The sequence below is a fragment of the Paenibacillus sp. J22P15 genome (genome assembly GCF_056269345.1).
In genome coordinates this window covers 144,093-169,526 of the sequence record NZ_JBWDNT010000003.1, presented here as the reverse complement: position 1 = coordinate 169,526, position 25,434 = coordinate 144,093, and the positions used below count along the sequence as shown (strand labels likewise).

At 45.1% G+C, this 25,434-nt stretch carries 24 protein-coding genes; 7 read left to right on the top strand and 17 right to left on the bottom strand.

Annotation, left to right across the window (positions count from 1 at the left end):
- Positions 1–134: 134 nt before the first annotated feature.
- From AC0YN6_RS09110 to ilvB, 6 genes are all read right to left on the bottom strand, one after another.
- On the bottom strand, positions 135–683 hold the full coding sequence (locus tag AC0YN6_RS09110; protein ID WP_076268005.1) for a peroxiredoxin: 549 nt from the start codon (positions 681–683) through the stop codon (positions 135–137).
- 144 nt (positions 684–827) lie between these two features.
- On the bottom strand, positions 828–1,907 hold the full coding sequence (gene leuB, locus AC0YN6_RS09105; RefSeq protein WP_475746449.1) for a 3-isopropylmalate dehydrogenase: 1,080 nt from the start codon (positions 1,905–1,907) through the stop codon (positions 828–830).
- A 279-nt stretch (positions 1,908–2,186) separates the two neighbouring features.
- Entirely contained in the window at positions 2,187–3,731 is a 1,545-nt protein-coding gene (locus AC0YN6_RS09100; protein WP_475746447.1) for a 2-isopropylmalate synthase, read from the bottom strand.
- Positions 3,732–3,854: 123 nt separating this feature from the next.
- Complete coding sequence (gene ilvC, locus AC0YN6_RS09095) at positions 3,855–4,847, bottom strand: ketol-acid reductoisomerase (RefSeq protein ID WP_475746446.1); 993 nt, start codon at positions 4,845–4,847, stop codon at positions 3,855–3,857.
- A gap of 123 nt (positions 4,848–4,970) precedes the next feature.
- Entirely contained in the window at positions 4,971–5,456 is a 486-nt protein-coding gene (gene ilvN / locus AC0YN6_RS09090) for an acetolactate synthase small subunit (RefSeq protein ID WP_054028363.1), read from the bottom strand.
- Positions 5,453–7,198, bottom strand: coding sequence for a biosynthetic-type acetolactate synthase large subunit (gene ilvB, locus AC0YN6_RS09085; protein ID WP_475746445.1), 1,746 nt, complete (start codon positions 7,196–7,198; stop codon positions 5,453–5,455). Before ilvB ends, ilvN begins: the two co-directional genes overlap by 4 nt.
- A gap of 557 nt (positions 7,199–7,755) precedes the next feature.
- On the opposite strand from ilvB, the gene AC0YN6_RS09080 reads away from it, so the two are divergent.
- Complete coding sequence (locus AC0YN6_RS09080) at positions 7,756–8,217, top strand: GNAT family N-acetyltransferase (RefSeq protein ID WP_475746444.1); 462 nt, start codon at positions 7,756–7,758, stop codon at positions 8,215–8,217.
- Positions 8,218–8,231: 14 nt separating this feature from the next.
- Here the strand turns inward: AC0YN6_RS09080 and AC0YN6_RS09075 are convergent, their stop codons facing one another.
- The 5 genes from AC0YN6_RS09075 to AC0YN6_RS09055 form a co-directional block, all read right to left on the bottom strand.
- Positions 8,232–8,594 carry a hypothetical protein gene (locus tag AC0YN6_RS09075; RefSeq protein ID WP_475746443.1) on the bottom strand — a complete coding sequence of 121 codons (363 nt, stop codon included), beginning with the start codon at positions 8,592–8,594 and terminating at the stop codon, positions 8,232–8,234.
- Positions 8,595–8,803: 209 nt separating this feature from the next.
- Positions 8,804–9,163, bottom strand: a complete 360-nt coding sequence (gene rplT, locus AC0YN6_RS09070) for a 50S ribosomal protein L20 (RefSeq protein ID WP_475746442.1) — start codon at positions 9,161–9,163, stop codon at positions 8,804–8,806.
- A 50-nt stretch (positions 9,164–9,213) separates the two neighbouring features.
- On the bottom strand, positions 9,214–9,411 hold the full coding sequence (rpmI, locus tag AC0YN6_RS09065) for a 50S ribosomal protein L35 (protein WP_076268012.1): 198 nt from the start codon (positions 9,409–9,411) through the stop codon (positions 9,214–9,216).
- Positions 9,412–9,445: 34 nt separating this feature from the next.
- The gene (gene infC / locus AC0YN6_RS09060; RefSeq protein WP_475746850.1) at positions 9,446–9,943 is read right to left on the bottom strand and encodes a translation initiation factor IF-3; all 498 of its coding nucleotides are present in this window, start codon (positions 9,941–9,943) and stop codon (positions 9,446–9,448) included.
- 282 nt (positions 9,944–10,225) lie between these two features.
- Positions 10,226–11,464, bottom strand: coding sequence for a glycosyltransferase family 2 protein (locus AC0YN6_RS09055; RefSeq protein WP_475746441.1), 1,239 nt, complete (start codon positions 11,462–11,464; stop codon positions 10,226–10,228).
- A gap of 668 nt (positions 11,465–12,132) precedes the next feature.
- On the opposite strand from AC0YN6_RS09055, the gene AC0YN6_RS09050 reads away from it, so the two are divergent.
- Entirely contained in the window at positions 12,133–12,705 is a 573-nt protein-coding gene (locus tag AC0YN6_RS09050) for a phosphatase PAP2 family protein (RefSeq protein WP_475746440.1), read from the top strand.
- On the opposite strand, the gene trmB is transcribed toward AC0YN6_RS09050, so the two are convergent.
- Both trmB and AC0YN6_RS09040 read right to left on the bottom strand, forming a co-directional pair.
- Positions 12,702–13,469 carry a tRNA (guanosine(46)-N7)-methyltransferase TrmB gene (trmB, locus tag AC0YN6_RS09045; RefSeq protein WP_475746439.1) on the bottom strand — a complete coding sequence of 256 codons (768 nt, stop codon included), beginning with the start codon at positions 13,467–13,469 and terminating at the stop codon, positions 12,702–12,704. The genes AC0YN6_RS09050 and trmB overlap by 4 nt on opposite strands.
- 153 nt (positions 13,470–13,622) lie before the next feature.
- A complete protein-coding gene (locus AC0YN6_RS09040; RefSeq protein WP_475746438.1) occupies positions 13,623–13,832 on the bottom strand; it encodes a hypothetical protein in 210 nt (69 codons plus the stop codon).
- Between the two features lie 281 nt (positions 13,833–14,113).
- Here AC0YN6_RS09040 and mnmL point away from each other — a divergent pair, with 281 nt between their 5' ends.
- The 3 genes from mnmL (at position 14,114) to AC0YN6_RS09025 (ending at position 16,796) form a co-directional block, all read left to right on the top strand.
- A complete protein-coding gene (gene mnmL / locus AC0YN6_RS09035; protein WP_475746437.1) occupies positions 14,114–15,079 on the top strand; it encodes a tRNA modification radical SAM protein MnmL/YtqA in 966 nt (321 codons plus the stop codon).
- A gap of 83 nt (positions 15,080–15,162) precedes the next feature.
- Positions 15,163–15,756, top strand: a complete 594-nt coding sequence (gene mnmM / locus AC0YN6_RS09030) for a tRNA 5-(aminomethyl)-2-thiouridylate-methyltransferase MnmM (RefSeq protein ID WP_475746436.1) — start codon at positions 15,163–15,165, stop codon at positions 15,754–15,756.
- A gap of 59 nt (positions 15,757–15,815) precedes the next feature.
- Positions 15,816–16,796 carry a type I phosphomannose isomerase catalytic subunit gene (locus AC0YN6_RS09025; RefSeq protein ID WP_475746435.1) on the top strand — a complete coding sequence of 327 codons (981 nt, stop codon included), beginning with the start codon at positions 15,816–15,818 and terminating at the stop codon, positions 16,794–16,796.
- A 74-nt stretch (positions 16,797–16,870) separates the two neighbouring features.
- Here AC0YN6_RS09025 and AC0YN6_RS09020 read toward each other — a convergent pair whose 3' ends face one another.
- Both AC0YN6_RS09020 and AC0YN6_RS09015 read right to left on the bottom strand, forming a co-directional pair.
- Positions 16,871–18,763, bottom strand: a complete 1,893-nt coding sequence (locus tag AC0YN6_RS09020; protein ID WP_475746433.1) for a B12-binding domain-containing radical SAM protein — start codon at positions 18,761–18,763, stop codon at positions 16,871–16,873.
- A 156-nt stretch (positions 18,764–18,919) separates the two neighbouring features.
- Positions 18,920–20,470, bottom strand: a complete 1,551-nt coding sequence (locus tag AC0YN6_RS09015; protein ID WP_475746432.1) for a stalk domain-containing protein — start codon at positions 20,468–20,470, stop codon at positions 18,920–18,922.
- A 188-nt stretch (positions 20,471–20,658) separates the two neighbouring features.
- Here AC0YN6_RS09015 and AC0YN6_RS09010 point away from each other — a divergent pair, with 188 nt between their 5' ends.
- On the top strand, positions 20,659–21,585 hold the full coding sequence (locus AC0YN6_RS09010; protein WP_475746431.1) for an RluA family pseudouridine synthase: 927 nt from the start codon (positions 20,659–20,661) through the stop codon (positions 21,583–21,585).
- Positions 21,586–21,695: 110 nt separating this feature from the next.
- Complete coding sequence (locus AC0YN6_RS09005; RefSeq protein ID WP_475746430.1) at positions 21,696–22,031, top strand: DUF1904 family protein; 336 nt, start codon at positions 21,696–21,698, stop codon at positions 22,029–22,031.
- Positions 22,032–22,053: 22 nt separating this feature from the next.
- Here AC0YN6_RS09005 and AC0YN6_RS09000 read toward each other — a convergent pair whose 3' ends face one another.
- Together AC0YN6_RS09000 and AC0YN6_RS08995 are read right to left on the bottom strand one after the other, a co-directional pair.
- Positions 22,054–24,039: a glycosyltransferase family 39 protein gene (locus AC0YN6_RS09000; protein WP_475746429.1), complete on the bottom strand. Its 1,986-nt coding sequence runs from the start codon at positions 24,037–24,039 to the stop codon at positions 22,054–22,056.
- Positions 24,039–25,331, bottom strand: coding sequence for an MFS transporter (locus AC0YN6_RS08995; RefSeq protein ID WP_475746428.1), 1,293 nt, complete (start codon positions 25,329–25,331; stop codon positions 24,039–24,041). Before AC0YN6_RS08995 ends, AC0YN6_RS09000 begins: the two co-directional genes overlap by 1 nt.
- Positions 25,332–25,434 lie beyond the last annotated feature (103 nt).

The following is a 25,434-nucleotide window of genomic DNA, read 5'->3' as shown; positions in this document are numbered from 1 at the left end:
GCTAAGTATACCTTATTCGCTCTGCATGGACGAAATTCCTGCTTTCACTTCACATTATCCATGCAGCTGCCTAAATAAAAACAAAACCCGCACCATTAAATGGCACGGGTTTTGTAATACTGCGATACGAAATATTATTTCGATACCAAAGTTTGTTGACCTGGTTTCCAGTTGATTGGGCAAAGACCACCGGATTGCAAAGCTTGCAATACGCGAAGAGTTTCATCTACGCTGCGGCCAACGTTGTTGTGGTTAACAACTTGATATTGTACTTCGCCTTCTGGATTGATGATGAATAGGCCGCGAAGAGCGATACCTTCTTCTTCAATCAATACACCGTAGTCACGAGCTACGCTTTTCGTAATATCTGCTGCAAGTGGGAATTCTAGTTGACCTAGACCGTTATCGTTAACCGGCGTGTTGATCCATGCACGGTGACTATGTTTGCTATCGATGCTGACACCAAGAATTTCAGTGTTCAAGCTTTTGAACTCAGCTGCAGCCATGCTCAAAGCAGTAATTTCAGTTGGACAAACAAATGTGAAATCTAGTGGGTAGAAGAACAATACCAACCATTTGCCTTTGTAATCTGCAAGTGAAGCTGTTCCGAAATCTTTACCGTCACCTGTTGCTGTTTCCATTGAAAAATCAGGGGCCTGACGACCTACCAAACGTTCTGCCATAATAGAAATCCTCCTTGTGTTAACCATAAATTTTATTGTTAATGTCACTTTATCTGTGTGACTTACCTAGTAAATACTATCACTAGTTTATAACGAAGTCAATATTATAGTTATTGTTAATTTATAATAATTATAATCTAAGGATTATTTTTTTAGAGCAGCTACGATCAAATCGCCCATTTCTGTTGTTCCAATCGCTTGGCTCTTATCAACAGCGATGTCGCCTGTACGGTGGCCTGCATCAAGTACTTCTTTCACTGCTGCTTCAATTGCTGCAGCAGCTTCGTGATATCCGAATGTAAGGCGGAACATAAGCGCTACGGATAGAATTGTTGCAATTGGATTGGAGATGCCTTGTCCTGCGATGTCAGGTGCAGAACCATGTACCGGCTCGTACAATCCAAAGCTTCCTTCACCTAGTGAAGCAGATGAGAGCATACCGATTGAACCCGTCAACATTGCAGCTTCATCGCTTAGAATGTCGCCAAACATATTTTCAGTTACGATGACATCGAAGCTTGAAGGACGACGAAGCAATTGCATTGCACAGTTATCGACAAGCACGTGCTCCAGCTCAACCTCAGGGTATTCTGGTGCGATCCGGTTTACAACCTCACGCCATAGACGAGATGTCTCAAGAACGTTGGCTTTGTCTACAGAAGCTAGACGTTTACCGCGAGTCATCGCGATATCAAATGCTTGACGTACGATGCGTTCTATTTCTTGCACGTTGTATACGCAAGTATCAACCGCTTCTTCGCCGCCAGCACCTTCACGACGGAATTTCTCACCAAAGTAAATACCGCCAGTCAATTCACGAACAACGATAAGGTCTGTGCCTTCAAGAACTTCCGGCTTCAAAGTCGAAGCATCTTTCAAGCAATCAAACACCGTTGCTGGACGAATGTTCGAGAACAGGCCAAGTGCTTTGCGAATGCCGAGCAAGCCTGTTTCTGGACGAAGGTCTTTAGAGTTGTTGTCCCATTTTGGACCGCCTACTGCGCCAAGCAATACCGCGTCAGCGCCTTTGCAAAGCTCAAGTGTTTCTTGCGGCAATGGAGTGCCTTTCTCGTCGATCGCGATACCTCCGAAAAGACCATGCTCCAATTCAAACTTGTAGCCATAAAGCTCTTCGGTTTTTTTAAGTACTTTAATCGCTTCGCCAACTACCTCTGGTCCGATACCGTCGCCTGCAATAACTGCAATTTTTTTAACTTCTGACATAATTAATGTAACACTCCTCTTTTTCGATTATAGTTGTCCCTGCAACGTTTCTACTGAAAACCGTTGAAAGAATCAAGTCTACACCATCATTCTCATTCTATTATCATTTGTACCATAAAAACCGAATGATTACCAAGATATAAATTCTATTTACTTTATAGGCTATAACTATAGAGAGAGTGTGATTCCTATATTCGAGAGTTATATTATGTAAATAACAAAAAAAAGGCAGCTCGCCATTAGGTTAAACCTTGGCGAACTGACTTTTTGTATTCCTATCTAAATCAAACTCATCTTATCACGGCGACCTGGCGTCTTGCGCTTCTCAATCAGTCGGTTAAGCGCATCGATATAAGCACGTGCGCTCGCCTCTAGGATATCCGTGCTTAGTCCGCGTCCTTGTGCAGAAACATCATCCTGCTTCAGAACAACGTGTACCTCGCCTTGAGCATCCTTTCCTTGCGATACCGATTTGATTGAATAATCTTCAAGCTCAACAGCTTCTTGCGTCACCTTATCGATAGCGTTGTAAATCGCATCCACAGAACCGTTGCCGATTGCGGCTTCATCTACTACTTCGCCCTCAGCTGTACGAATCCGAACAGAAGCGCTTGGCGTCGTTTGGTTGCCATAGCTCACTTGGATCGTCTCTAGCTTGAAAACTTCCGGTGTATCAATAAGCTTCTCTTCAAGAAGAGCCAAAATATCCTCATCGCTAACGGTTTTCTTGCGATCAGCCAAATCTTTGAATTTGGCGAATGCAAAATTAACCGCATCATCCTCAAGCTCATAACCTAGGTCGATCAACTTTTCACGGAACGCATGGCGTCCAGAGTGCTTGCCGAGTACCAGCTTTGATTCCTTCAGACCGATTGTATCCGGTGAAATAATTTCGTAGGTTGTTTTCTCTTTCAACATACCATCTTGATGGATACCCGATTCATGCGCGAACGCATTAGCACCAACAATAGCTTTGTTTCCAGGAACAACCATACCAGTCAGCTTGCTGACAAGACGGCTCGTCTTCGCGATCTCCTTCAGATTCAGCGTCGTTTGAGCGCCAAAGTAATCCGGACGCGTAGCAAGTGCCATTGCGATCTCTTCGATCGCCGTATTGCCTGCGCGCTCTCCGATTCCGTTAATCGTTCCTTCAATTTGATCCGCACCATTCAGAATCGCAGCTAGCGAGTTTGCAGTCGCCATACCGAGATCATTGTGACAATGTGCGCTCAGCTGAATTTTTTCGATATTCGGAACGTTCTCTTTCAAGGTTTTGAAAATGTTTCCGAATTCCATCGGGTTCATATAACCTACTGTATCCGGAATGTTCACGACCGTTGCTCCCGCTTTGATCGCCATCTCAACTACTTGGCACAGAAAATCAATTTCTGTACGGCCGGCATCCTCTGCTGAGAATTCAACTTTGTCAAAATATTGCTTTGCATAACGAATCGCACGCTCTGCCGTTTCCAGCACCTGATCTTTCTCCATCCGAAGCTTGTGCTTGCGGTGAATAGGGCTGGTAGCCAAAAACACGTGAATGCACGGATCCTGCGCACCGATTAGCGCTTCACGAACTGCATCAATGTCTTGCTCGCGAGAGCGTGAAAGACCAATAACCGTTGCGTTTTTTACTGCACGTGCAACCGCATTCACCGCAGCTAGATCGCCAGGAGACGCAGCTGGAAAACCAGCCTCCATACGATCCACTCCAAGCTTCTCAAGCTGAAGGGCAATCTCTACCTTTTCCTTCGTGTTTAGGTTTACACCAGGAGATTGCTCTCCGTCACGAAGCGTTGTGTCGAAAACATAAATTTTCCGCATTTGTGCCTTGCACCTCCGTGAACAGAATGATCCCGGCACGCCTAAAGAGCAATTGGACGATGCGTGAGCCGCTCCGTCCAACGCTCCGGCGAACCGGGATATCGTCATGCATTCTATCTATTATTACTTCTTGATCCAGTGCATCAATTCGCGAAGCTGTGCGCCTGTTTGCTCAATCGGGTGAGCTGCTTCATTACGGCGAGTAGCTGTAAGCATTGCACGGTTCGATTGGTTTTCCAAGATGAAGTCACGAGCGAAACGACCGGATTGGATATCTTCCAAAACGCGTTTCATTTCTTTCTTCGTTTCTTCTGTAACGATACGAGGACCAGTTACATAATCGCCGTACTCAGCTGTGTTGGAGATAGAATCGCGCATTGACGCCATTCCGCCTTCATACATCATGTCAACGATCAATTTAAGCTCGTGCAAGCACTCAAAGTAAGCCATTTCTGGAGCATAGCCAGCTTCAACAAGTGTTTCAAAACCTGCTTTAACTAGTGCTGTAGCGCCGCCACAAAGAACTGCTTGCTCACCGAACAAATCTGTCTCTGTTTCTTCTTTGAATGAAGTTTCGATAACGCCTGCACGTGTACAGCCGATACCTTTAGCATATGCAAGACCAATTGCTTTAGCATTGCCAGTAGCATCTTGCTCGATTGCGATTAGTCCAGGAACGCCAAAGCCCTCTTGGTACGTACGGCGAACCATGTGACCAGGAGATTTTGGAGCTACCAAGAATACATCTGTATCTTTGCTCGGAACGATTTGTCCGTAGTGAATGTTGAAACCGTGTGAGAACATAAGAGCCGCGCCTTTTTTCAAGTTAGGAGCGATTTCGTCGTTGTAAACTTTCGCTTGTGTTTCATCAGGAAGCAAGATTTGAACAACGTCAGCAACTTTAGTTGCTTCAGCTACTGTAAGTACTTCGAAACCGTCTTTCTTTGCAATGTCAGCAGATTTACCAGGACGAAGTCCGATAACCACTTTCAAGCCGCTGTCGCGAAGGTTTTGTGCTTGTGCATGACCTTGGCTGCCGTAACCGATAACTGCGATTGTTTTACCTTGTAGTACGCCTTGATCAGCGTCTTTTTCATAGTACATTGTAACTGCCATAATAATAAATGCCTCCTTTAATTTGACCCTTTTGAGCGGGTGTTTAAGCAGAGAATGACCCATAAGCAGCGGTTCTCCCCTTAAACTCCCGCTCAAAGCGGGATGTTGAATGATGTAATATGACTACTTGGAGTTGCCTCTGTTTAATGCCGTAACGCCGGTGCGGGAAAGTTCACGAATGCCGTATGGTTTAAGCAGTTCAACCATCGCATCGATTTTTTCTGTATCCCCTACTACTTGTACCATAAGCGAATGAGTGCCGATATCAACTACCGCAGCGCGGAAAGTTTCAACTACACCTAGAATTTCTGGACGTGATGCAGGCTCTGCATTGACTTTAATAAGTGCAAGCTCGCGTGCAACCATCGGATTAGAACTAAGATCAATAACCTTGATTACATCAATTAGCTTATACAATTGTTTCGTTACTTGCTCGAGGGTATGGTCATCACCCGAAGTGACAATGACCATACGCGACAAGCCAGCTTCTTCACTGGAACCAACGGTAATGCTTTCAATATTGAACCCGCGGCGTCCAAACAATCCTGATACACGTTGTAGAACGCCGGGCTGATCGTTAACGATTACTGCGATCGTGTGTTTTTTCATTCCGCATCCCCCATGATCATTTCGTCGATGGTGCTTCCTTGCGCTACCATTGGGTACACGTTCTCATCCTTACGAACGACGAACTCAACGACTGCTGGACCTGGATGGCGTAATGCTTCTTCCCATACGGCACGCGCTTCTTCTTTATTCGTTGCGCGGAAACCTTTAACGCCATAAGCCTCTGACAGCTTAACGAAGTCAGGGCTGCCTGAGAGATCAATATGACTGTAGCGGTTATCATAGATAAGCTCCTGCCACTGTCTAACCATTCCTAGCACCTGATTGTTGATAATTACTACCTTAACCGGAATGTTGTTAATGGCGCAAATCGCGAGCTCCTGCGCACACATTTGCATCCCGCCGTCACCGTTAATGGAAACGACAACCCGATCTGGATTCGCCATTTGAGCACCAATAGCTGAAGGGAAACCGAAGCCCATCGTTCCTAGTCCTCCGGAAGTAACCCATGAACGCGGCTTGTTGAACTTGTAATACTGCGCAGCCCACATTTGATGTTGGCCAACGTCAGTCGTTACAATAGCATCGCCATTCGTCGTCTCATGGATTAGCTCTACAACCCACTGCGGCTTCAGTTCAACATCAGAATCCTTATAGCTGAACGGATATTGCTCGCAAGAAGCTTTGAGCTTCGCACGCCAATCGTCCGCTTTATCTGCACGTTTCGCTTGCTTATTAACAATTTCAAGTACCGTCTTCACATCACCCACAATTGGGATGTCTGTTGGAACGTTTTTGCCGATTTCCGCAGGATCGATATCGATGTGCACGATTTTCGCCAGTGGAGCAAAACCAGCAAGTTTGCCGGTAACGCGGTCGTCGAAGCGAGCGCCAATATTAATTAGCAAGTCTGCGCTTTGAATCGATTTGTTAGCCGTATATGTGCCGTGCATACCTGGCATGCCTAGGAATAGATCGTTTCCGCTTGGGAAAGCTCCCAAACCAAGCAAAGTCGTTGTAATCGGTATTTGAGTCTTCGTTACAAACTCGAACAGCTCTTCATGTCCACCGGAGTAAACAACTCCGCCGCCAGCAAGAATGATCGGACGCTCCGCTTGTTCTATCGCTTTAATAAGTTTATCAACTTGATTCTTATTAGGCGTTACCGTTGGATTGTATCCACGGATGCTCACTTCTGTAACCGGCTTGAACAATGTCTTAGCTGCAGAAATGTCTTTCGGGATATCTATAAGTACTGGACCTTTACGTCCAGTGTTGGCAATATGGAACGCTTCGTGAATAATGCGCGGCAAGTCTTCAACATCGCGAACCAAGTAGCTGTGTTTCGTAATCGGCATTGTAATTCCTGTAATGTCAGCCTCTTGGAATGCATCGCTGCCAATTAGGCTGGAGATGACATTACCGGTAATAACAACCATCGGTACCGAGTCCATATACGCCGTTGCAATCCCCGTAACTAGGTTTGTCGCGCCCGGACCTGATGTAGCGATACATACGCCTACTTTGCCGCTTGCGCGAGCGTAGCCGTCCGCTGCGTGAATTGCTCCTTGCTCGTGACGTGTTAGTAAATGATTGAAATCGGGGTTTCCGTGCATCGCGTCATAAATGTACAACACTGCTCCACCTGGATAGCCGAACACACAATCTACACCCTCAAGTAATAGACTTCTAAGCAAAATTTCTGAACCAGATATAACCTCGGGCTTCGAGAGTCTTTCCTTCAATTCCTCTTTTGACTTCAGTGTTGCACCTTGCGTTATCATCAGTCATCCTCCTCTCAGAAAAAACAAAAAAACCTTTCGTCGCTCATGCTTCAATACGAAGCAACGAGGGACGAAAGGTATATCTTCCGTGGTACCACCCAAATTCGTTATATATCTCCCGATATATAACCTCTACAAGTAAGAACGACATAAATGTACGTTCTACCAATGGCACTGTAACGCTTGCCCTGCGATTCCCCCTAATAGGCAACATCATAAGTTGTTGCTTTTCAAGGAAACAGCTCCGAGGTGAGCTCGTAGAAAAGGGATTTTGGCGATGGTTGCAGCTAATCCATGCGCTCTCTGTTCAAAAGGGCCCTAAGCACTTCGTCCTCATCAATGCTGATTTTATATTTACCATATGGTATGAATACCAGTACGTGGTAGATAAGACTTTCCTTATTATATGCCGTGAATCTCCGTTCGTCAAGAACCATACGCAACTCTTGTTAGAAAATGTATTAGGCGCAATCCCCCGTTTAGTTACATATATTATTTTAGCCCCAAAACGGCAAATTCATGCTACGTCACTTTCCATTCGGCGCAGCAGAAATGGAATGATGAACATGATTCGAATTTATGATCCTAGGTTCGATCAAGCCGAAGTGATTCGCCTCATTCGCAGCGAGCTTATTCCCTTATCCCATACGGTGCATCAGCATGACGCCCAGACTATTCGCGAGCTGCCTAAGCGATTCCGCCGCGGTGTTACTTATGTAGCATCCCTTTCTAAAAAAAGTCCGCCAGTCTCCTTCCTTCATTTCGAAGTGATGGGCGAGGTGCTTTATTTGGATATGATGGTCACTCATCCTGATCACCGAAATAGGCAATGGGGCAGAACATTAATAGCTCATAGCGAGGCCTACGGCAGGACGCACAACTGCAAAATTGCCAGGATGTTTGTCGACCAGGTAAATGATAAAGCACACCATCTTTATAGTAAACTTGGTTACTATACCGTTTACTACCATCCTGAGCTTCGCTGCTATGAATTAATAAAGCCGCTCACCCCGCTATGATTACTTAACCGCTATTAAAAACCATTGTTGTATCCGTTGTACCCTTGGTTTCCGTACCCTTGGTTTCCGTACCCCCCGTAGCCGCCATTGCAACACTGATTGAAGTTGTTGTTGCAGCAATTGCCGCCGCCGAAACCACCGCCAAATCCGCCTCCCCATAAAGGAAGCGTGCCGATTGCAAGAAGGTCAAACAATACGAGAGGCAAGATTGCACTCGTGTGCACCAGCTTGCCTTTATCTTTTTGAAGTGGCACGACGACCAATTTGTTATTGTGAACTCTTACAAGCTTACCAATAACGACCGAACCGTCTGGACGCACTGCATAAATGGACTTGCCGACCAGTTTCCGTACTTGTTGCTTGGAAACGTTATGCATGAGAAATCCCTCCTTTCCCGTTGTCATACATCATATTCCCTCGGGGCAGTTTCCGTCTGTTTATTTGTCCACTGCAAAATAAATGTGCGTATGTCGTTTTAGTCATTTTCACTTTTCATCAGAGACCATTATCGACATTTACGCAAAAAAAGGGCTGTCCAAAAATCATCTAATCGATGACTTGGACAGCCCTTATATATTGTTAACGCCTAGGCGTTAATTTTTTCTTTTGCAACGCCAGCAAGCGAATTGAACGAAGCCATATCGTTTACTGCAAGGTCAGCAAGAATTTTGCGGTTTACTTCTACGCCCGCAAGTTTCAAGCCGTGCATGAATTTATTGTACGAAAGTCCGTTAATACGAGCTGCCGCGTTAATACGAACGATCCACAGTCTGCGGATGTCACGTTTTTTGTTGCGACGGTCACGGTAAGCGTACATAAGGGACTTACCAACTTGCTCCTTCGCTGTTTTAAACAGACGATGTTTCGAACCGAAATAACCTTTAGCTAGCTTTAGAATTTTTTTGCGACGACGAGTGCGGACAAATCCGCCTTTAACTCTTGCCATGAGTGGAAACCTCCTGTAGGTTGAATTAGCTTATTTGGTGGAACTTATTATTACAAGTTAGCAAGGCCTTGTTTCAAACGACGAACGTCGCCAGCAGCCATAAGCGGTTGGCCAGCAAGTACGCGTTTTTGACGACCGGATTTGTGTGAAAGCAAGTGGTTACGGTAAGCTTTGTAACGTTTTACTTTACCAGTTCCAGTAATTTTAAAGCGGTCTTTCAGACTGCTGTGAGTTTTCATCTTAGGCATATCAGTTATCCTCCTTAAATTTCTTCATCAGTAGTTAGCTGTTGGTTTTGGGTGCCAAAATCATAATCATGCTCCGGCCTTCCAGCTTAGGAGCGCGCTCAACGCTGCATAATTCGGCAACCTCTTTTGAAAGACGATCCAAAATCTTTTGGCCAAGAGATGCATGGGCAATCTCACGACCGCGGAATCTTACAGATGCTTTCACTTTATCGCCTTCATTGAGGAACTTAACTACGTTGCGATATTTCGTTTGGTAGTCATTTTCATCAATGTTAGCACGGAACCAAACTTCCTTAAGATCAACGATCTTTTGGTTTTTACGAGCTTCTTTTTCTTTCTTCTGTTGCTCATAACGGAATTTTCCGTAGTCCATGATGCGGCATACCGGCGGTTTAGCCGTCGGAGCGACGTTCACCAGGTCCAAGTTAAGCTCGATAGCAAGCTGCATAGCATCGCGAATGGATTTAATACCGATTTGCTCGCCTTCAGCGCCTACTAAACGCACTTCTCTAGCCCGGATTTCATCATTGATTTGATGTTCTCTGCTAATAACGTGCCACCTCCAAAATTGGTTTGTTCATGTCTCTACGCAATAAAAAAATGCGGGTTCGCTCGGAACCCGCATCTCATAACCGTACATGTATGTCAGAACATCATTTCAGTTGAAATAATGGAATGACTAATCGATTATCGCGAACCAGCCAGCCTTAGCCGAAAGGTGAGAAGCGGGCGCTTCTGCTTGTGCGTCATTAAGTTAGTTGTAAATGTTACCGTGTTACTATACCATGGCCTACGAAGCATTGTCAACAGCCTTTTAACCTTGTTTGCTTTGAACCTCTTCAAGTCTGATGACGCGCGTATGTTGGGTATGGCTCCACTTCTTATTATTTTGAGTGAAGAACGCATGAACCGTTATTGGCCACCATGACAAGGTGAACAGCAAGAAGGTTGGAATGCGCAGATAAAGTTTCCACGAAACTTTAGCCATGTACATAGACAATGGGATCTGCACAAAAATATATGCCATGTACGGAATGCTTAACCAAAGCGGAAGCAGGTTGTAGACAGAGGTCACGTTATCTCCGCCTGACAGCAAAATATCTCCCCAAATGATCGCAGCAATAAAAAATCCAGCTAAATAATTATAAGCATTAAACACATAAAGGGCAGCATCTATCTTCGTCATGCTGCGATCCTTGATTCCCTGCCAGAGCAAAGGCAGCATATATTTACGAGTAACATCAAAATGGCCTTGCATCCAGCGGAGCCTTTGGCGAGCTGACGCTTGGAATGTAATAGGCTTCTCGTCGAACACCTTGGCTTCGAAATTGAATTTCGGATAAATCCCCTTTTTAATGCAGCGGACTGTAAACTCTAAATCCTCTACCAAGCTTGTCGCACCCCAGCCCATTTCCTGAAGTAGCTTTGCATCGAAGCACATCCCTGTTCCGCCAAGGAAATTAGCGAGACCCAGATTGGTGCGCGGAAGCTGCCAAAGTCGGTTACAGAACCAATAGTTGATCGCATTTGCAGAACTAACCCAAGAATCATTTGGATTTTTCGTATCCAAGTAACCTTGAATTACTCTGAATCCATTAATCAAATCATTATTCATATACTGCAAGAAATCAGTAGCTACAAGGTTATCGGCATCAAAGATCGCAACCCCATCGTAGCTTCTAGGCATATTCCACAACTCTTTAAGCATCCATTCGACTGCATATCCCTTACCGCGCTGGCTTGGGTTTTCACGAACGCATGCATATACTCCATCATAACTATTCACAACATCGACTGTACCATCGGTGCAATTATCACAAATCACATAAATATCATAAAGCTCCCGTGGATATTTCATTTTTTGCAGGTTTTCAATCAACGCGCCTACAACCTGCTCTTCGTTATGAGCTGCGACCAGCAACGCGAATTTTTTTTTCGGTGCATGGGAAAGATCTTCTTTTTTACGTCGCCATCCAAAAAACGTTAAGAACAGCTGATACACGCCTAGCAATGCAAACAGAATTTGAACTACTAGCATAATCGTATTGAACATGCGGCATTACCCCTTTAGACCCCATTTTTTTGCTTTTTTCAGCGCCATGTCAGGCTGCTGTAAAGCTTTTTATTATATATTTTCTCTTTGTACAAGTGTTTCTCTGCAAACACTCTCGGACCTTTATTGATTCTCCACGGAAACAACTTCTTTGTCAAAAGTTGAATTAGTCTTCATTGCGCTTAATCTCGTCAGAAAAACGCTTGCATTGCACCCCAATGAATACATTACCTCCTTTTACGACGACTCAGCCTTATTTTCAACCAATTGCTAAGTTTTTAGCACTATCGTCCTTATTTACGGTAAAATGTGTGAAAATGTTTCCTGATTTGAAATGGTAATATGTGACAAAAGAGTGAACGAACATACTCTTTCGACGTCTTTTACGGTTTCGACATGATCTGTCACAACGCCGTGAAATTTGTCCATTACAGTTTTACCATCAAATACACATTATTAAACAACAATTTGAAATCAATCTTTCCACCCTTTATTTGGAGCATTCGTACAATAAGGCACATAACTTTCAAGTTAGTGCTATAATACTTACTTATCCTTAATAAGTGGACAAGAAATAGTTTACGCTCAGCGAACAAAAACATGCTAAAATTGAGTCATTAATGGATAAAAAGTTTTAGGAGTAAGCCACCGTTAGGAGGATGTCAACGATGGAACGAATGATAGGCTGGCTGAAGACGAGTGAGCAAAGAATGCTGATTTGGGCTAATCGGAGACCTTCAGGGAGAAAGAGACATCGGTTTGTGGGGAATTGGTTAAGTACAGTCACACATATGGGCGGCGCCACCTTTACGCTCGCAACCGCACTAATATATGCACTATTAGCTCCAGCGCCTTGGAGCATTACAGGCTGGCAATGCCTGACAGCGGTAATTATCAGCCACTTGCCAGTAGCAATCGTCAAACGAAAATTTAAGCGTCTTCGTCCTTATCAGGCTTTGCCTGATGTAAACACAGGTCATAAGCCGCTTGCAGACTCTTCTTTTCCATCCGGGCACACAACAGCCATCTTTGCCTGGCTTATCCCGATATTATTAACGAGCGGTTTGTGGCTAACCCTGCTGATACCATTCGTCCTTATCATCGGAATATCTGTTGGATGGTCAAGAATGTATCTTGGACTGCATTACCCTTCCGATGTTGCAGCAGGTGCACTCATCGGAACGGTAACTGCCATCGCGGTCAATTATTCTTGGCCCTTGTCCACATTAGGAATAAATTAGTTGTCTTCGTCATCAGAATCATTCGATTCTGATTGACTTGCTTCCGCCTCTTCTATAAGAGACTTCTCATGCTTCGCTTCACGATGCTTCCGCAGCGCCTCGGAACCAATAACGGCTTCAACGCGATAAATATTTTGTCCTTTTTCCATAAACTTCATCTCATATTCAGTAAACACAAGGTCCTCTCGGGGACCTTCTTTGTGCAAATGGAGTGAAATATTGCGCATGATAAGCTCCATTTCTGCAAAGCTGTTCAATGAAAATTCGAACAACGATTGTGAATCGGTCTTAAAATGTATTTCTCCACGCTCGTTAAGAAGCTCGATATATTTGGAAACCAGTCTTGGATGCGTTAGTCTCCGGCGAGCATGCTTGGCCTTCGGCCATGGATCACTAAAATTCAGATGAACGCGCTCAAGCTCGCCTGGTGCAAACATCGTCTCGATCCCTTCAATATTAGCGCGAAGCAGCGCTAGGTTCGGCGGATGAGACTCCCCTTTTTGCTCCCAAACGATGCGTGCTTTCTCGCTGGCGCGGCGGAGAAGCTCATCGTACATATCGACACCAATAAAATTGATGTGCGGATAACGAGCGCTCATTTGACTAATAAAACGGCCCTTGCCCATGCCAAGCTCTACATATATAGGCTGATCGTTGCCAAAAAACTCGCGCCACTTTCCTTTGTGAGGCGCGGCATCAAGTACGACTAGCTCTGGCTGTCCCTCTAGACTTTCACGAATACCTTTTCTTCCTCTTAAACGCATATACAGTGATTCCTCCATTTATCGTAGACGATGCAACGAGTAGACTAGTCCTTATTGTGCCCAAGAATGTGCGCAATGTAAAGAGGAATAGAAAAAGCCGCTGCCTGTAATAGGCAATGCGGCTTCATGGTCATGTATTTGGATGTATAGTTGTTACAGCAATAGCTGGTAAGGTATTGGAGCATTCTCGCGCTGTTCGCGCTCATAGTTTTCTACCAATACTTCATTCAATTTCTTGCGAGCGGAAATCTCAACGCCATGGTTATTGTGAAAACGGACACCTGTAAGCGCCATCAATTCTTTTACAGTTAGTTCAACAGTAACGGTGTTGTCACCATTCGGAATTTTTGTCATATTACTCATCACTAATCACCTCATCGATTTATTTTAAGAGTAATCACATTTAATCGACGTTTCATGAATGCAGGTGCAAATGGGCTATGTCAGGTTTATTTGTTGTTATGTCGCACTTTTAATATAACACTTCATGTTAGGTTAAGCAAGTCTAAATTGACCCATTTCAAAAATATTTTCCAAATAAAGCGTTTTCCGAACATTCGGCGACCTTTCGTATAACAAACGTGGCTTTTAGTCTCGTTTTTCGCTAAAATATAGGGTGTACGTCTTGAAAGAAGGGGAAAACGATGATTAAATTTACCCCATCGCAACCGCAGCAGCTGATGCTCTGGGGCGATAAACGATTTCATACATGGAATTACGAAATGCGTGAGCAATTTGGCGGCAAAGTATTTAAGGTTACGCTTGACGCCGGCTTCACTTGCCCGAACCGTGACGGATCCATTGCGAAGGGCGGCTGTACCTTTTGCAGCGCTCGCGGCTCAGGCGATTTCGCCGGCAGCAGACGGGATGATCTCGTTACACAGTTCAACAATATACGTGACCGTCAGCATCAGAAATGGCAAGATGCGCAGTACATCGGGTACTTTCAAGCCTATACCAACACGTACGCGCCCGTCTCGGAGCTTCGTGAGTATTATGAAGTGATATTGCAGCAGCCAGGCGTTGTGGGGTTGTCCATTGCAACCCGTCCCGACTGCTTGCCCGATGATGTCGTCGATTATTTGGCTGAACTGAACGAGCGAACTTATCTTTGGGTGGAGATGGGCCTTCAAACCGTCCATGAATCAACTTCGGAGCTCATTAACCGCGCGCATGATACAGCCTGCTATCTCGATGCCGTTCAGCGTCTCCGCGCTCGCGGTATTCGCGTATGTGCACATATCATATATGGCCTTCCTCAGGAAACGCATGAGATGATGCTCGATACCGGTCGCGCCGTTGCAAAAATGGATGTACAGGGCATCAAAATTCATTTGCTTCACCTCATGCGCAAGACGCCCATGGTACGTCAGTACGAGGCTGGTCTGCTTCAATTTCTTGAGCAGGATGAATATGTGAAGCTGGTTGTTGATACGCTTGAATTTCTCCCGCCAGAAATGATCGTTCATCGCCTTACTGGCGATGCGCCGCGAGATCTGCTGATTGGTCCGATGTGGAGCAGTCGGAAATGGGAAGTTCTGAATGCATTTGACGATGAGCTGAAACGCCGAGATACGTGGCAAGGTAAGCTATGGCAGCAGGAGGATTAGCACATGTGGAGTATCAATAAGTCTGTTAATATCGTAAGTATACATGGCGATACCCACACTATAATAAAGGGAGGCGGTGCGGCATGGGCTTCCTTTCCGTCCTAAGCATGGCTCACAAATGGATCTCTGAGCGTACTGCTCCGGGTGATGTCGTCATTGATGCTACTGCTGGCGGCGGTGTAGATACGCTGGCGCTTGCCGAACTTGTTGGACCAAACGGCACCGTATATGCCTTTGATATCCAACAAGAGGCACTCGATCGTACACAAGAGCGTCTCTCCTCCCTTACAGTTAGCAATAAGCTGCCTGAAGTAAAGCTCGTGCTGGGAAATCATGCACTAATGGTTGAGGCGGTCGACCCTTCTGTAATTGGACGAGTCTCAGCTGTAATGTTCAATCTTGGTTATTTACCGGGAAGCAGTGATTTAACGATCATTACTGAACCTGCAACAACGATAAGTGCACTTAATGCAGCAATCCAACTGCTCCGTCCTGGCGGTATTGTAACCTGCGTACTATATCCAGGCCACCCAGGGGGTGCTGAAGAAGCCGCTGCAGTAGAGGATTGGGCAGCTCAGCTCCCTCAATCCATAGCACAGACGGTTATTTATCGTCAGATTCAGCGTGAAGCAGCACCTTATCTCGTCGCAGCAGAGAAACGGCCAACTGCTCGCTGACATGTTTACTGTAAGAAAAAAGATTGAGATACATACTACTGACACAGGAGAGATGAATAATGACAGTAAAACCTTATCCATTACAATTTAAAGCAGAAATGAAAGAGCGTATCTGGGGAGGACGTGCATTAGAGAGATTTGGTCTCGAGATGCCCGAAGGGTCAATTGGCGAAGGCTGGATGATCAGTGATCACCCGAACGGAATTACTAAGGTTATGAACGGTGAGCTAGCCGGCGTCGGTCTAGACCAAATCCGCGAAACTTATGGTCCCGTTTGGTTCGGTACACAGGGCTTCTCAGAGAAAAACGGCCGCTTCCCGCTCCTGATCAAACTGCTGGACTGCAATGATGACCTGTCCATTCAAGTACATCCAACCGATGTATATGCTGGACTTCCTGAGGGCGAGCTTGGAAAAACAGAAATGTGGTACATCCTTGATGCTAAGCCGGGAGCAAAAATCATCTACGGTCTGAAGGACGGCATCGACCGTTCCGAAATGGAAGCAGCAATTGCAGAAGGCCGCATTATGGACGCGCTGCAAGAAGTTTCAGTCGAGGCTGGAGATGCATTTTACATCCCTGCAGGTACCGTTCATGCACTCTGCTCAGGTGTTGTTGTAGCAGAGATTCAACAAAACTCCGACACGACCTATCGTTTGCATGACTATAATCGTCTAGGCCTTGATGGTGAATTGCGCGAGCTTCATATTGAAGATTCGCTAAACGTCATCGCTTATGAAGGCGCAGGCGCTGAGCGTATGAAAACAGATACCGCAGTTGCTGGACAATGGTTGACTATCGCTTCATCCCCTTACTTTATCGTTGAGAAGGGTATTGTCGCAGCCCCTTGGAAATTGTCCACATCGCAGGATAGCTTCGTTATCCTTGTTGTTGCGGAAGGTGAAGGACAGCTGAAATGGTCAGAGGGCGAACAGTCGGTTAAAGCGGGCGAGTGCTTCCTGCTTCCTGCAAACCTTGGCGACTATGAACTTTCTGGAAGCTTCACTGTTCTTCGTAGTATCGTTCCTGCATCTGTCTAATACCACTTGCGATTCAAAAAAGAACCTCCAAACCCGCCTGCTTGATGGGTTTAGAGGTTCTTTTGTTTCTGAAGCTACTTGTTAATCGCTTCTTTCTCTGCTTCAACCGTTAATGTGAACGGACGCGGCTTCGGCTTGCTGCTGCCTGCCTCGAGCGCATACAGAACAATGAGCAGCGTATGCTGATCCCGTACGACCTCTCCAGTAGCTAGGAATGTGGCAAGATCAAATGGCAGCTTCTCAATAACTGCATGCTTGTGAAGCTCCTTCTCGCCAAATCCTAAAGCCGCGAATTCAGCAGATACATCCTGTGGACGATCCGCTAGATGACGCATCCAGCCGCTCCATAGCGACTTGTCCATCGTAAACTCCCACCAAATCTTGCGCGGCTTATAATTGTGATTAAGGAAATAATCGTATTTCATTAGCCCCAGCACCACATCGGTATCCAGTCGCTGCCCCGCAATTGCAAGTACTTCTTCTGGCGACACGGCAGCTTTGTTCATATCATCTTGCAGTGACAGTGCCACTCCGCTAGAATTCTCCGCTGAGCGCGGAAGTGATTCCAGAAACGCCCATAACCGCGAGAATAGGTCCTCAAGCTGATGGCCAATCTTCTGCCAGCCGCTTCGCTCCCAGAAATCGCCGAACGCTTGGAAGAAATCAAATGCCGATGGGAATACACGATCAACCAAATATAACAATGTATGATCCATTCGGTGTGCATTCCAATATTTCTCCAGAACATCCTCAACCCGCTTGATCCGAACGATATCGCCAAATGGCATTAGATCATTGCCGAGCATTTCGTAAGGTGATCTGTCCATGTAGATATAGCCCCATTTATCCGCTTCACGGCGCAAACCTGTACCGCGCAGCATTTTGAGGAAGCCTAGCTGCAGCTCCTCGGGACGAAGCTCGAATACATCATTAAACGTTCCGCGGAACGTATCATAGTTTTCAAGCGGCAGACCGGCAATCAAATCGAGGTGCTGATCGATTTTTTGCGAGTTTTTCACTTTCATAACGGTACGCACAAGCTTCATCCAATTTTGGCGACGCTGAACCGCTTCATTCGTCGGGTCATTCGTAGACTGTACGCCAATTTCAAAGCGGAAAATACCTGGAGGCGCATTATCAGCTAAGTAATCAAGCACCTCAGGGCGCATAATGTCAGCTGTAATTTCGAATTGGAAGACGCAGCCTTGATGATTTTTGATCAAAAATTCAAAAATCTCGAGTGCGTAATCCCGTTTAATATTAAAGGTTCGATCGACGAACTTAATCAGCTTCGCGCCTTTTTCGATCAAATACAAAATATCAGCTTTCGTCTTTTCCATATCATAGTACCGAACACCGACCTCAATGCTCGATAAACAGAATTGACAGCTGAATGGACATCCGCGGCTTGTCTCAAAATAGACAACTCGGCTTCCGAGGTGAGGAATATCCTCTTCAAAGCGATGCGGTGACGGCAGCTCGTTCAGGTTCAGCTTCGGACGCGGCGGATTAATGATTACCTCCACGCGATCCTCCCGCTGCTTGCGATACGTAACCCCAAACACCATATGATACTTGCCATCGCCTTCAATCTCAGTTAGCAAATGATGGAAGGTCTCTTCGCCTTCTCCCACCACGATAAAATCAACCTCTTGCACACGCTCCATCCAATAGTCCATATCATAGCTAACTTCGGGACCGCCTAAAATAATTTTAATTTCAGGCATGATTTTGCGCAGCATATTAATAACCGTGATCGTTTCCTCGATGTTCCAAATATAGCAAGAGAACCCTACTACATCCGGCTTTCTCGAAAAAATATCCGATACGATGTTCATCACTGGATCTTTGATGGTGTACTCTGCAATATCAATATCGAATCGATCACCGCTGAACGCCTTCAAACAACGCAGCGCAAGTGAAGTGTGTATAAACTTAGCATTTAATGTGGATAGTACCACTTTCATAAGTAATAACCTCTCTAACTTAAGCATTTGCTTATCAAGCGCTATTGTACGAGCCATCAGCGCTTATAGCAAGTTGCCTTCTATTGTACAGAAAAAAAACAAAAAAAAGAAGAGGTATCCCTTGCCGCTTATCGCGACAGCAGATACCTCCATCTTTTACACCCTAACTCGAATATAAAGTTCATTTTTCAGCTGCATGTCGATGACCGGATAACGAACCCGCCATTTGTCGCCGCCAAGAGGTGTAACCTCGTTAGCAGCAAATCCTCGCGGCTCAAAGCCGTAATCACGCTCGAATGAAATCAGCACTTGGATTTTCTCATCCGGTAACATCCTATGGAACTCAGACCCTAAATTTATAGTCCATAGACGCAGCTCCTGAGCTGTCGATGCTCCGTATAACATATAAAAGCTTGGATCAATATCAGCTGTCAGCATAAGAAATCCTGCGGAATCGCGCTTTGCTTCCCATTTTGTAAACTTAGCTTCACCTTCCGTTGTGGATACGAAGGAGAATTGATCCTTGAGCACCTTCTCAATATCAGCCAGCGGTGCTCCCACTAGCGTTTGAGGAAGACTTGAAGGCAGAAACTTAGCGTTATTCAATTCCTCCTCAGTTATTTCACTATGTAGACTAGCCCCATGAATAATCGAAACAGCAAAATTCAAATCTGCGTTTGATCCCGTGTAACCTAGCGTTGTAATGCCAATAAGATCACCGAACTCATTGAACAAGGCCCCGCCTGAGCTTCCATGATCTATAGGCGCGCTTGTTTGTATGTATCTTATGCCGTCCTCATAAGTAATATTGCTAATTAGACCGTCGGATACTGTATTTTGCAATCCTAGCGGGCTCCCGATCGCAGTGACCTTTCCGCCTTTATAAGAGTTTAGGCCGTAACCGAGTACGACTGGCGGAAGTTGCGTCGAGGCTTCTGTTTTGATGATAGCAAGATCCGCATCCTTATCATAATTGACAACACCCGTTATATTCAACTCTTCTCCGTAAATATTGAGCATCGTAGCCGAGGCTGCATCCTCAATGACATGATAATTCGTTAGAATGAGATTGTCACCAATGACAACACCGCTGCCTTGGGCACGATTCGTCATAATTAGGACGACGCTCTCATCATATTTGTCTACTATTTCTTTGCTAGTAAGTTTAGGTATATTCCTTTGCTTCTCCAGCCACGCATCGTATTCAGCTTGCTCAGCAGCCTCTTGTGAGGTTATCCGAACCGCATTAGCTGCTTTGTCCCACTTCACCGTCGCGTTGAGCGTTTCAGAAATGAAGCGTACCGGTACAAACGTAACACCCTTGCGCACGACAGCAGGAGCATCGAGCTTAACAGTTTTTCCGTTAATTACCGCTTGTTGCCTGCCTATTTTAAAAGAAATTGTATGATTGCCCTTGCGAACGAAAATCGTTTCTGTCTTGCTCTCCAATGTTACGGTAGCTCCAAGTGCATTGAAAATATCGCGCATCGGAACAAAAGTGACACCCTTCTCAGCATAAGCGTTCGCTGTGAGTGACAGCTTCTTGCCATCTACAATTACCTGCAGCTGCTGCGAAGAAACTTCAGATGCTTTACTGGTTACATTCGCTGCCGATACTGATTCTGAGTTAATTCCTGAAAGAGGGGCAAGTAATAAGCCAGCCACGAGCAAAGGACTAAGCAAAGATTTCATAAGTTTTGTTTTCACGCGATTATTTCCCCCAAACATTCCCATTTTCACCATTGGTAAATCTATCATTTATCCTACCATTCCTATTCACTCTTTGTCTATCTGATCGCATTACATAGACAGCTGCTTGGAAGTGAATTAGAAGATTAGAACAGAAGCCCTTACTCATGGTATAGTAGGAGCATTGAATCTAGGAGGTTTTTAGCATGCACAGGGGGAAAAAGCGCGGAGCTCCTCAAAAACAAGCAGATAAGAGCAAGTCCTATCCGGTTAACGAGCCGATGGAACTGCTTCCCTTTCTTATAAAAAACATTTCGGGTGCTGGACGCAACGTTGTCAAATCAATACTCGCAAATGGACAAGTTTCTATTGGCGGCAAATCGACTACCGCTTACAACTACCAACTCCAGCCAGGCCAAACCGTTACAGTAGGTAAAGAACGGCCGCAAGATAAGATATTGCTGGAAGGGCTCACAATTATGTTTGAGGATGAGCATATTATCGTCATTAAGAAGGATGCTGGACTATTATCCATTTCTTCAGATGCCGCAAAGGAAAATGAAGTAACCGCCTATCGGCAGCTCATGGCACATGTACGGGTAGAAAATACTAAAAATCGGATTTATGTCGTGCATCGGCTAGACCGTGACACTTCAGGTGTTATGATGTTCGCGAAGAGCGAAGCGGTTCAGCAGCAGCTGCAAAACAGTTGGCAAGACACGGTTCAAGAGCGGATCTATGTCGCGCTCGTAGAAGGGGCCGTGAAGAAAGAGAAGGGCACGATCAGCACATGGCTTAAGGAAAGCAAAACGCTCAAAATGTACTCAAGTTCCTATCCAAATGACGGCCAGCACGCAGTTACCCATTACAAGGTGCTTCGAGCCAACAAAAACTTCTCTCTCCTTGAAGTAAACCTCGAGACGGGTCGCAAAAACCAAATTCGTGTCCATATGGAGGATCTCGGTCATCCCGTTGTCGGCGACAAAAAGTACGGCGCTCGCACACGTATAATTGGCCGCCTTGGCTTGCATGCTCGCGTACTCGCTTTTACACATCCAATTACCGGTAAGCTTGTACGTTTTGAAACTGAGATTCCTAAGCTGTTTCTCAAGCCCTTCCATGAAACGGAATAAGAGCCTTTAGCCAAATTTAAATAAGCATCAGCCGTTTATCACAAAGCGGCCGATGCTTATTTTTGTTATAATACGATAGATATTTATTCCAACCAGAGAGGAGCTTCATTATGCCACATTTATTATTCCGCGGAGTACCATCCGAGCGGCTGCAAGCTGTCTCTTCCCCGCTTGCGACTGAGCTTGCCGCTATTTGCGAGTGCGGTACCGATAACTTCACAATGGCTTGCTTGCATACAACCAGCGTCTACGGCAATGAACCTAGTGATTCGGAATTCGCATTTATCGAGATCGGCTGGTTCGAGCGCGGACAGCAGGTAAGGAATCGTTTCGCACAGACTGTCACCAAATACGTTAGTCAGCTAGGCATACCCGAAATCGAAATCGTTTTCCACGCTTATCGTGAAGATAGTTACTACATCAACGGCGAACCCGTCGAAGAATAACATCATTCCATCCTTCGGAGTCTCAATCCAATTGGTGTTGTGACTCCACCGTATTCCACTCGACATCATCGATATTTAACCAGCCCGATCCTCCGCTAAAATAAATAGAAACCGTATCTCCCAATTTTACTGATACAGCAGGCAGCTTAAACTCTGCATATTCCTCTTGAGCCTTGATCGCATGCTCCTCAACTGTCGCTCCATTGATAGAAACTCCGATTATTCCGCCATCCCCGCCGGCGCTTAATTTAGCGGAAAGAACGGATTCACCGGCAGCGGCGCTCACGAAGGTTTGGGAAACGCTGTTTGCATTGCCTGGGTCTATATACATCAGATTCGAACCGCTGTATGGACGGTTTGTACCTATCCCGGAGCCAGAACCGAACGACCAATACTGCTGCCCTTGCTCAAATCCGCCGTTCTGAAATGACTCATGAGCCTCCGTTGCCCCAATCGTTCCTTTACCGCTTACAACCGTGTAATGCTTGAATCTCTTAATGTTAAATCCTGAATCCTCATCAGGTATAGCATCATTATTATTGAAAATATAAGCCGCTTCCTCGTTCAATCTTAGCTGGGGTTTCTCAAAATAGTATCTGCCGAACGATCGAACAAACTGAAATGGCCCGCCAGGATTTATGTAGTCAACAGTACTTATAAACTGCTGCGGTTCGATCTTCTCATAAAACAATACATAAATATAAGGCATCATCACCTGGTCCGTCACATAGATATTGCCTTCCGTTTCATCCGAAGCGTATTGAATAGCTTCCCCAAAGGATTCATAGAAAAGCGGACTTATTTGTTTCGAGTAAGTTGTGAAATAGTGCCCGCAGAAGGAAATGAAAAATATCGTGAATGCAAAGGCAGCAATGACAAATGCATATTTGATATATTTGTGCAGCCACATTAAGCCTGCAACCGCTAAAAATATTGACGGAAAAAAAATAATATTAATACGATTGATATTCACATCTGTAATAAGTGTCATTAGAACAGCCGTCATGAACCAAATCGCTATTACGGCAGTCTCGATCCGAAAATGCTTAATCAATTGAAAGGAGCCATAAATGATGCCAATACCGATAAGCGGTAATCCAATCGGATACATAAATCCGAATTTAGGAATAGCATTCCATAATAGACCATCATTTTGAGTCATATACATTTTCAAAAACACGTTGAAATTATCCGCAAGCATCGATAAAATACGACCTTCAAAGGCGGTAGACACTTCCTCTACTCGAGGCACAGTCAGCTTCGGAATAGAGAAAAGGAATTGAATCGTTGTCATACTGAACCGATTAATAAGAAGAAACAAGCCAATTGGTGCTGCTAGAATCATTAGAATAACGCCATTCCATAGCAACTCCTTCAGCTTGAACACCTTCCTGACAATGAGCAAAGCGAGCACAACCGCCCCGAAGACAGGTACAAAAAAATAGGCGGTTCCATAGGCATAAAGTGAAGCTGCGAGTGTTAATGTGAAACCAATCAGCCATTTCGGTTGATGGATAGACTTAAATAAGAAGTAAACAGCCAGCAATACCAGTGTAGGAAAAATATTCGACTCGAGCGCCCATCTCGAAATCATAATATGCCACGGGCATATGACGATTAAGAAAGCTGCTGTCTCTGCCGCGTGCTTTCTCTTAAATAACTGAGCAGCGATTAAGTAGAATAGCACCATGCCCAGCAGCCCAAATAGAATGCTTACCATTCGAATAGATAGCTCATTTAAACCGAATAAATAGATAAAAGGCATAGATAAGTACGCATACAGCGCGTTTTGCCCGCTTCCCCAAGCGATCAAATGAACGGGCAGCGAGATCCCATTTCGATCTATACCATAATGAAGAATCGAATAAGCCTCATAGCCGATCGAAGCCTCGTCTTGATTCAGACCGCCTGGTATAGAGCCCGCGTATAAGATTCTCACTGCTGCTCCAATTAGAAACAGCAGTAGCAGCACTGGGTTCTTTTTCACCCATTCGATTGAGGTAGTCATTACTGTGGGTCACCGCTTCTTATTATGTGATTAGAATGTCGAATAGGATATAAATAGAAGAATAGCAGTGCGATAATCAAGGCAATAAAAGGGATGACGCTTAGCATCGAACGGATGCCCCACACTGCAGCATCTGCTTGAACCGCATCTTTTACATAACCTGTTGTTTCCAAAACGATACCAAGCACGACAGCTTGCAGTGAAATACCCCATTTGACTATAAAACCATTCATGCCAAAATACATGCCCTCTCTCCGCACCCTCGTCCGCTTCTCATCCTCATCAATAATCTCGGACAACAGAACGTCCAGCAGAACGAGCAAACCCGCTAAACCAATGCCGATCACTGCCGCCGCCAAGGCTGCAGTTGCAACACTGGATACGAATAGAAATGGAATCGTCGATAACGCATAGATACTTACTGCAATCATAACCGTCTGGCGGGCTCCCCATCTCTGAAGCAGCCTGCCCCAGACGTAAACACAAGGAATTGCAGCGAGAAAGATTGCGCCAAGCAAAATTGAGTTCGTATCATCTGCGGCACCAAGCACATATTTAGTAAAGAAAGGTATGGCAGCGGGCAGCATAGCGAATGTAAACTGTACGAAAAAGCTGCCGATAACGAATAAAACGAACGCTTTATTCGAGAATGTAAATTTCAAGGACTGAACAAAACCTATTTCTTCCCGCTCAACAACAACCTTCTCTTTGCTCGCTGACACCATAATAATAAAGAAGATTAGAGCGATACCCGCAAAAATAGCCCCCATTGGGCCCCAGCCCAGATTCCCATATACTAAAGGAGGCAGCGCCACGCCAATAATCATTCCCAAAATACCGAACATTTGCCGCCACGAGGATACGGTTGCTCTCTCCTTCATCGTTGTAAACATTTCAGGAAAGAGCGCCGAATAATTCAATACTACCATGACGAACAAAATATCATAGAGTAGAACAATTGTTATAAAATACCAAAACAACTCCGAACCACTGCCTACTGGAAACCATATCGCCGTAAATAATGCAGCTAATGGCACCATACCAAATAACATATACGGAATACGTCTGCCAAAACGAGAACTCGTACGATCCGAAATATGTCCGAACAACGGATTCAGCACTGCATTTACGATTCCGTGAATGACCATTGCGAGGCTGATTAGGGTCGGCTTTACGCCAAGCACATCCACATAATAAAAAACGATGTAGGATGCAAAAGCCTGTGCAATCAAGTTTACGGATAGGTTTCCTGAGCTGTATGCTAATTTCGATTTGAAGCTTACAGTGGCCATAAATATCACGCTCCCGGTTACGATGAAAGTCAATTATAATCTCTATTTATAACTCTCTCATCTTACCGCAAAAACCCTTTTTATTCCATAATTAACTTTAAGA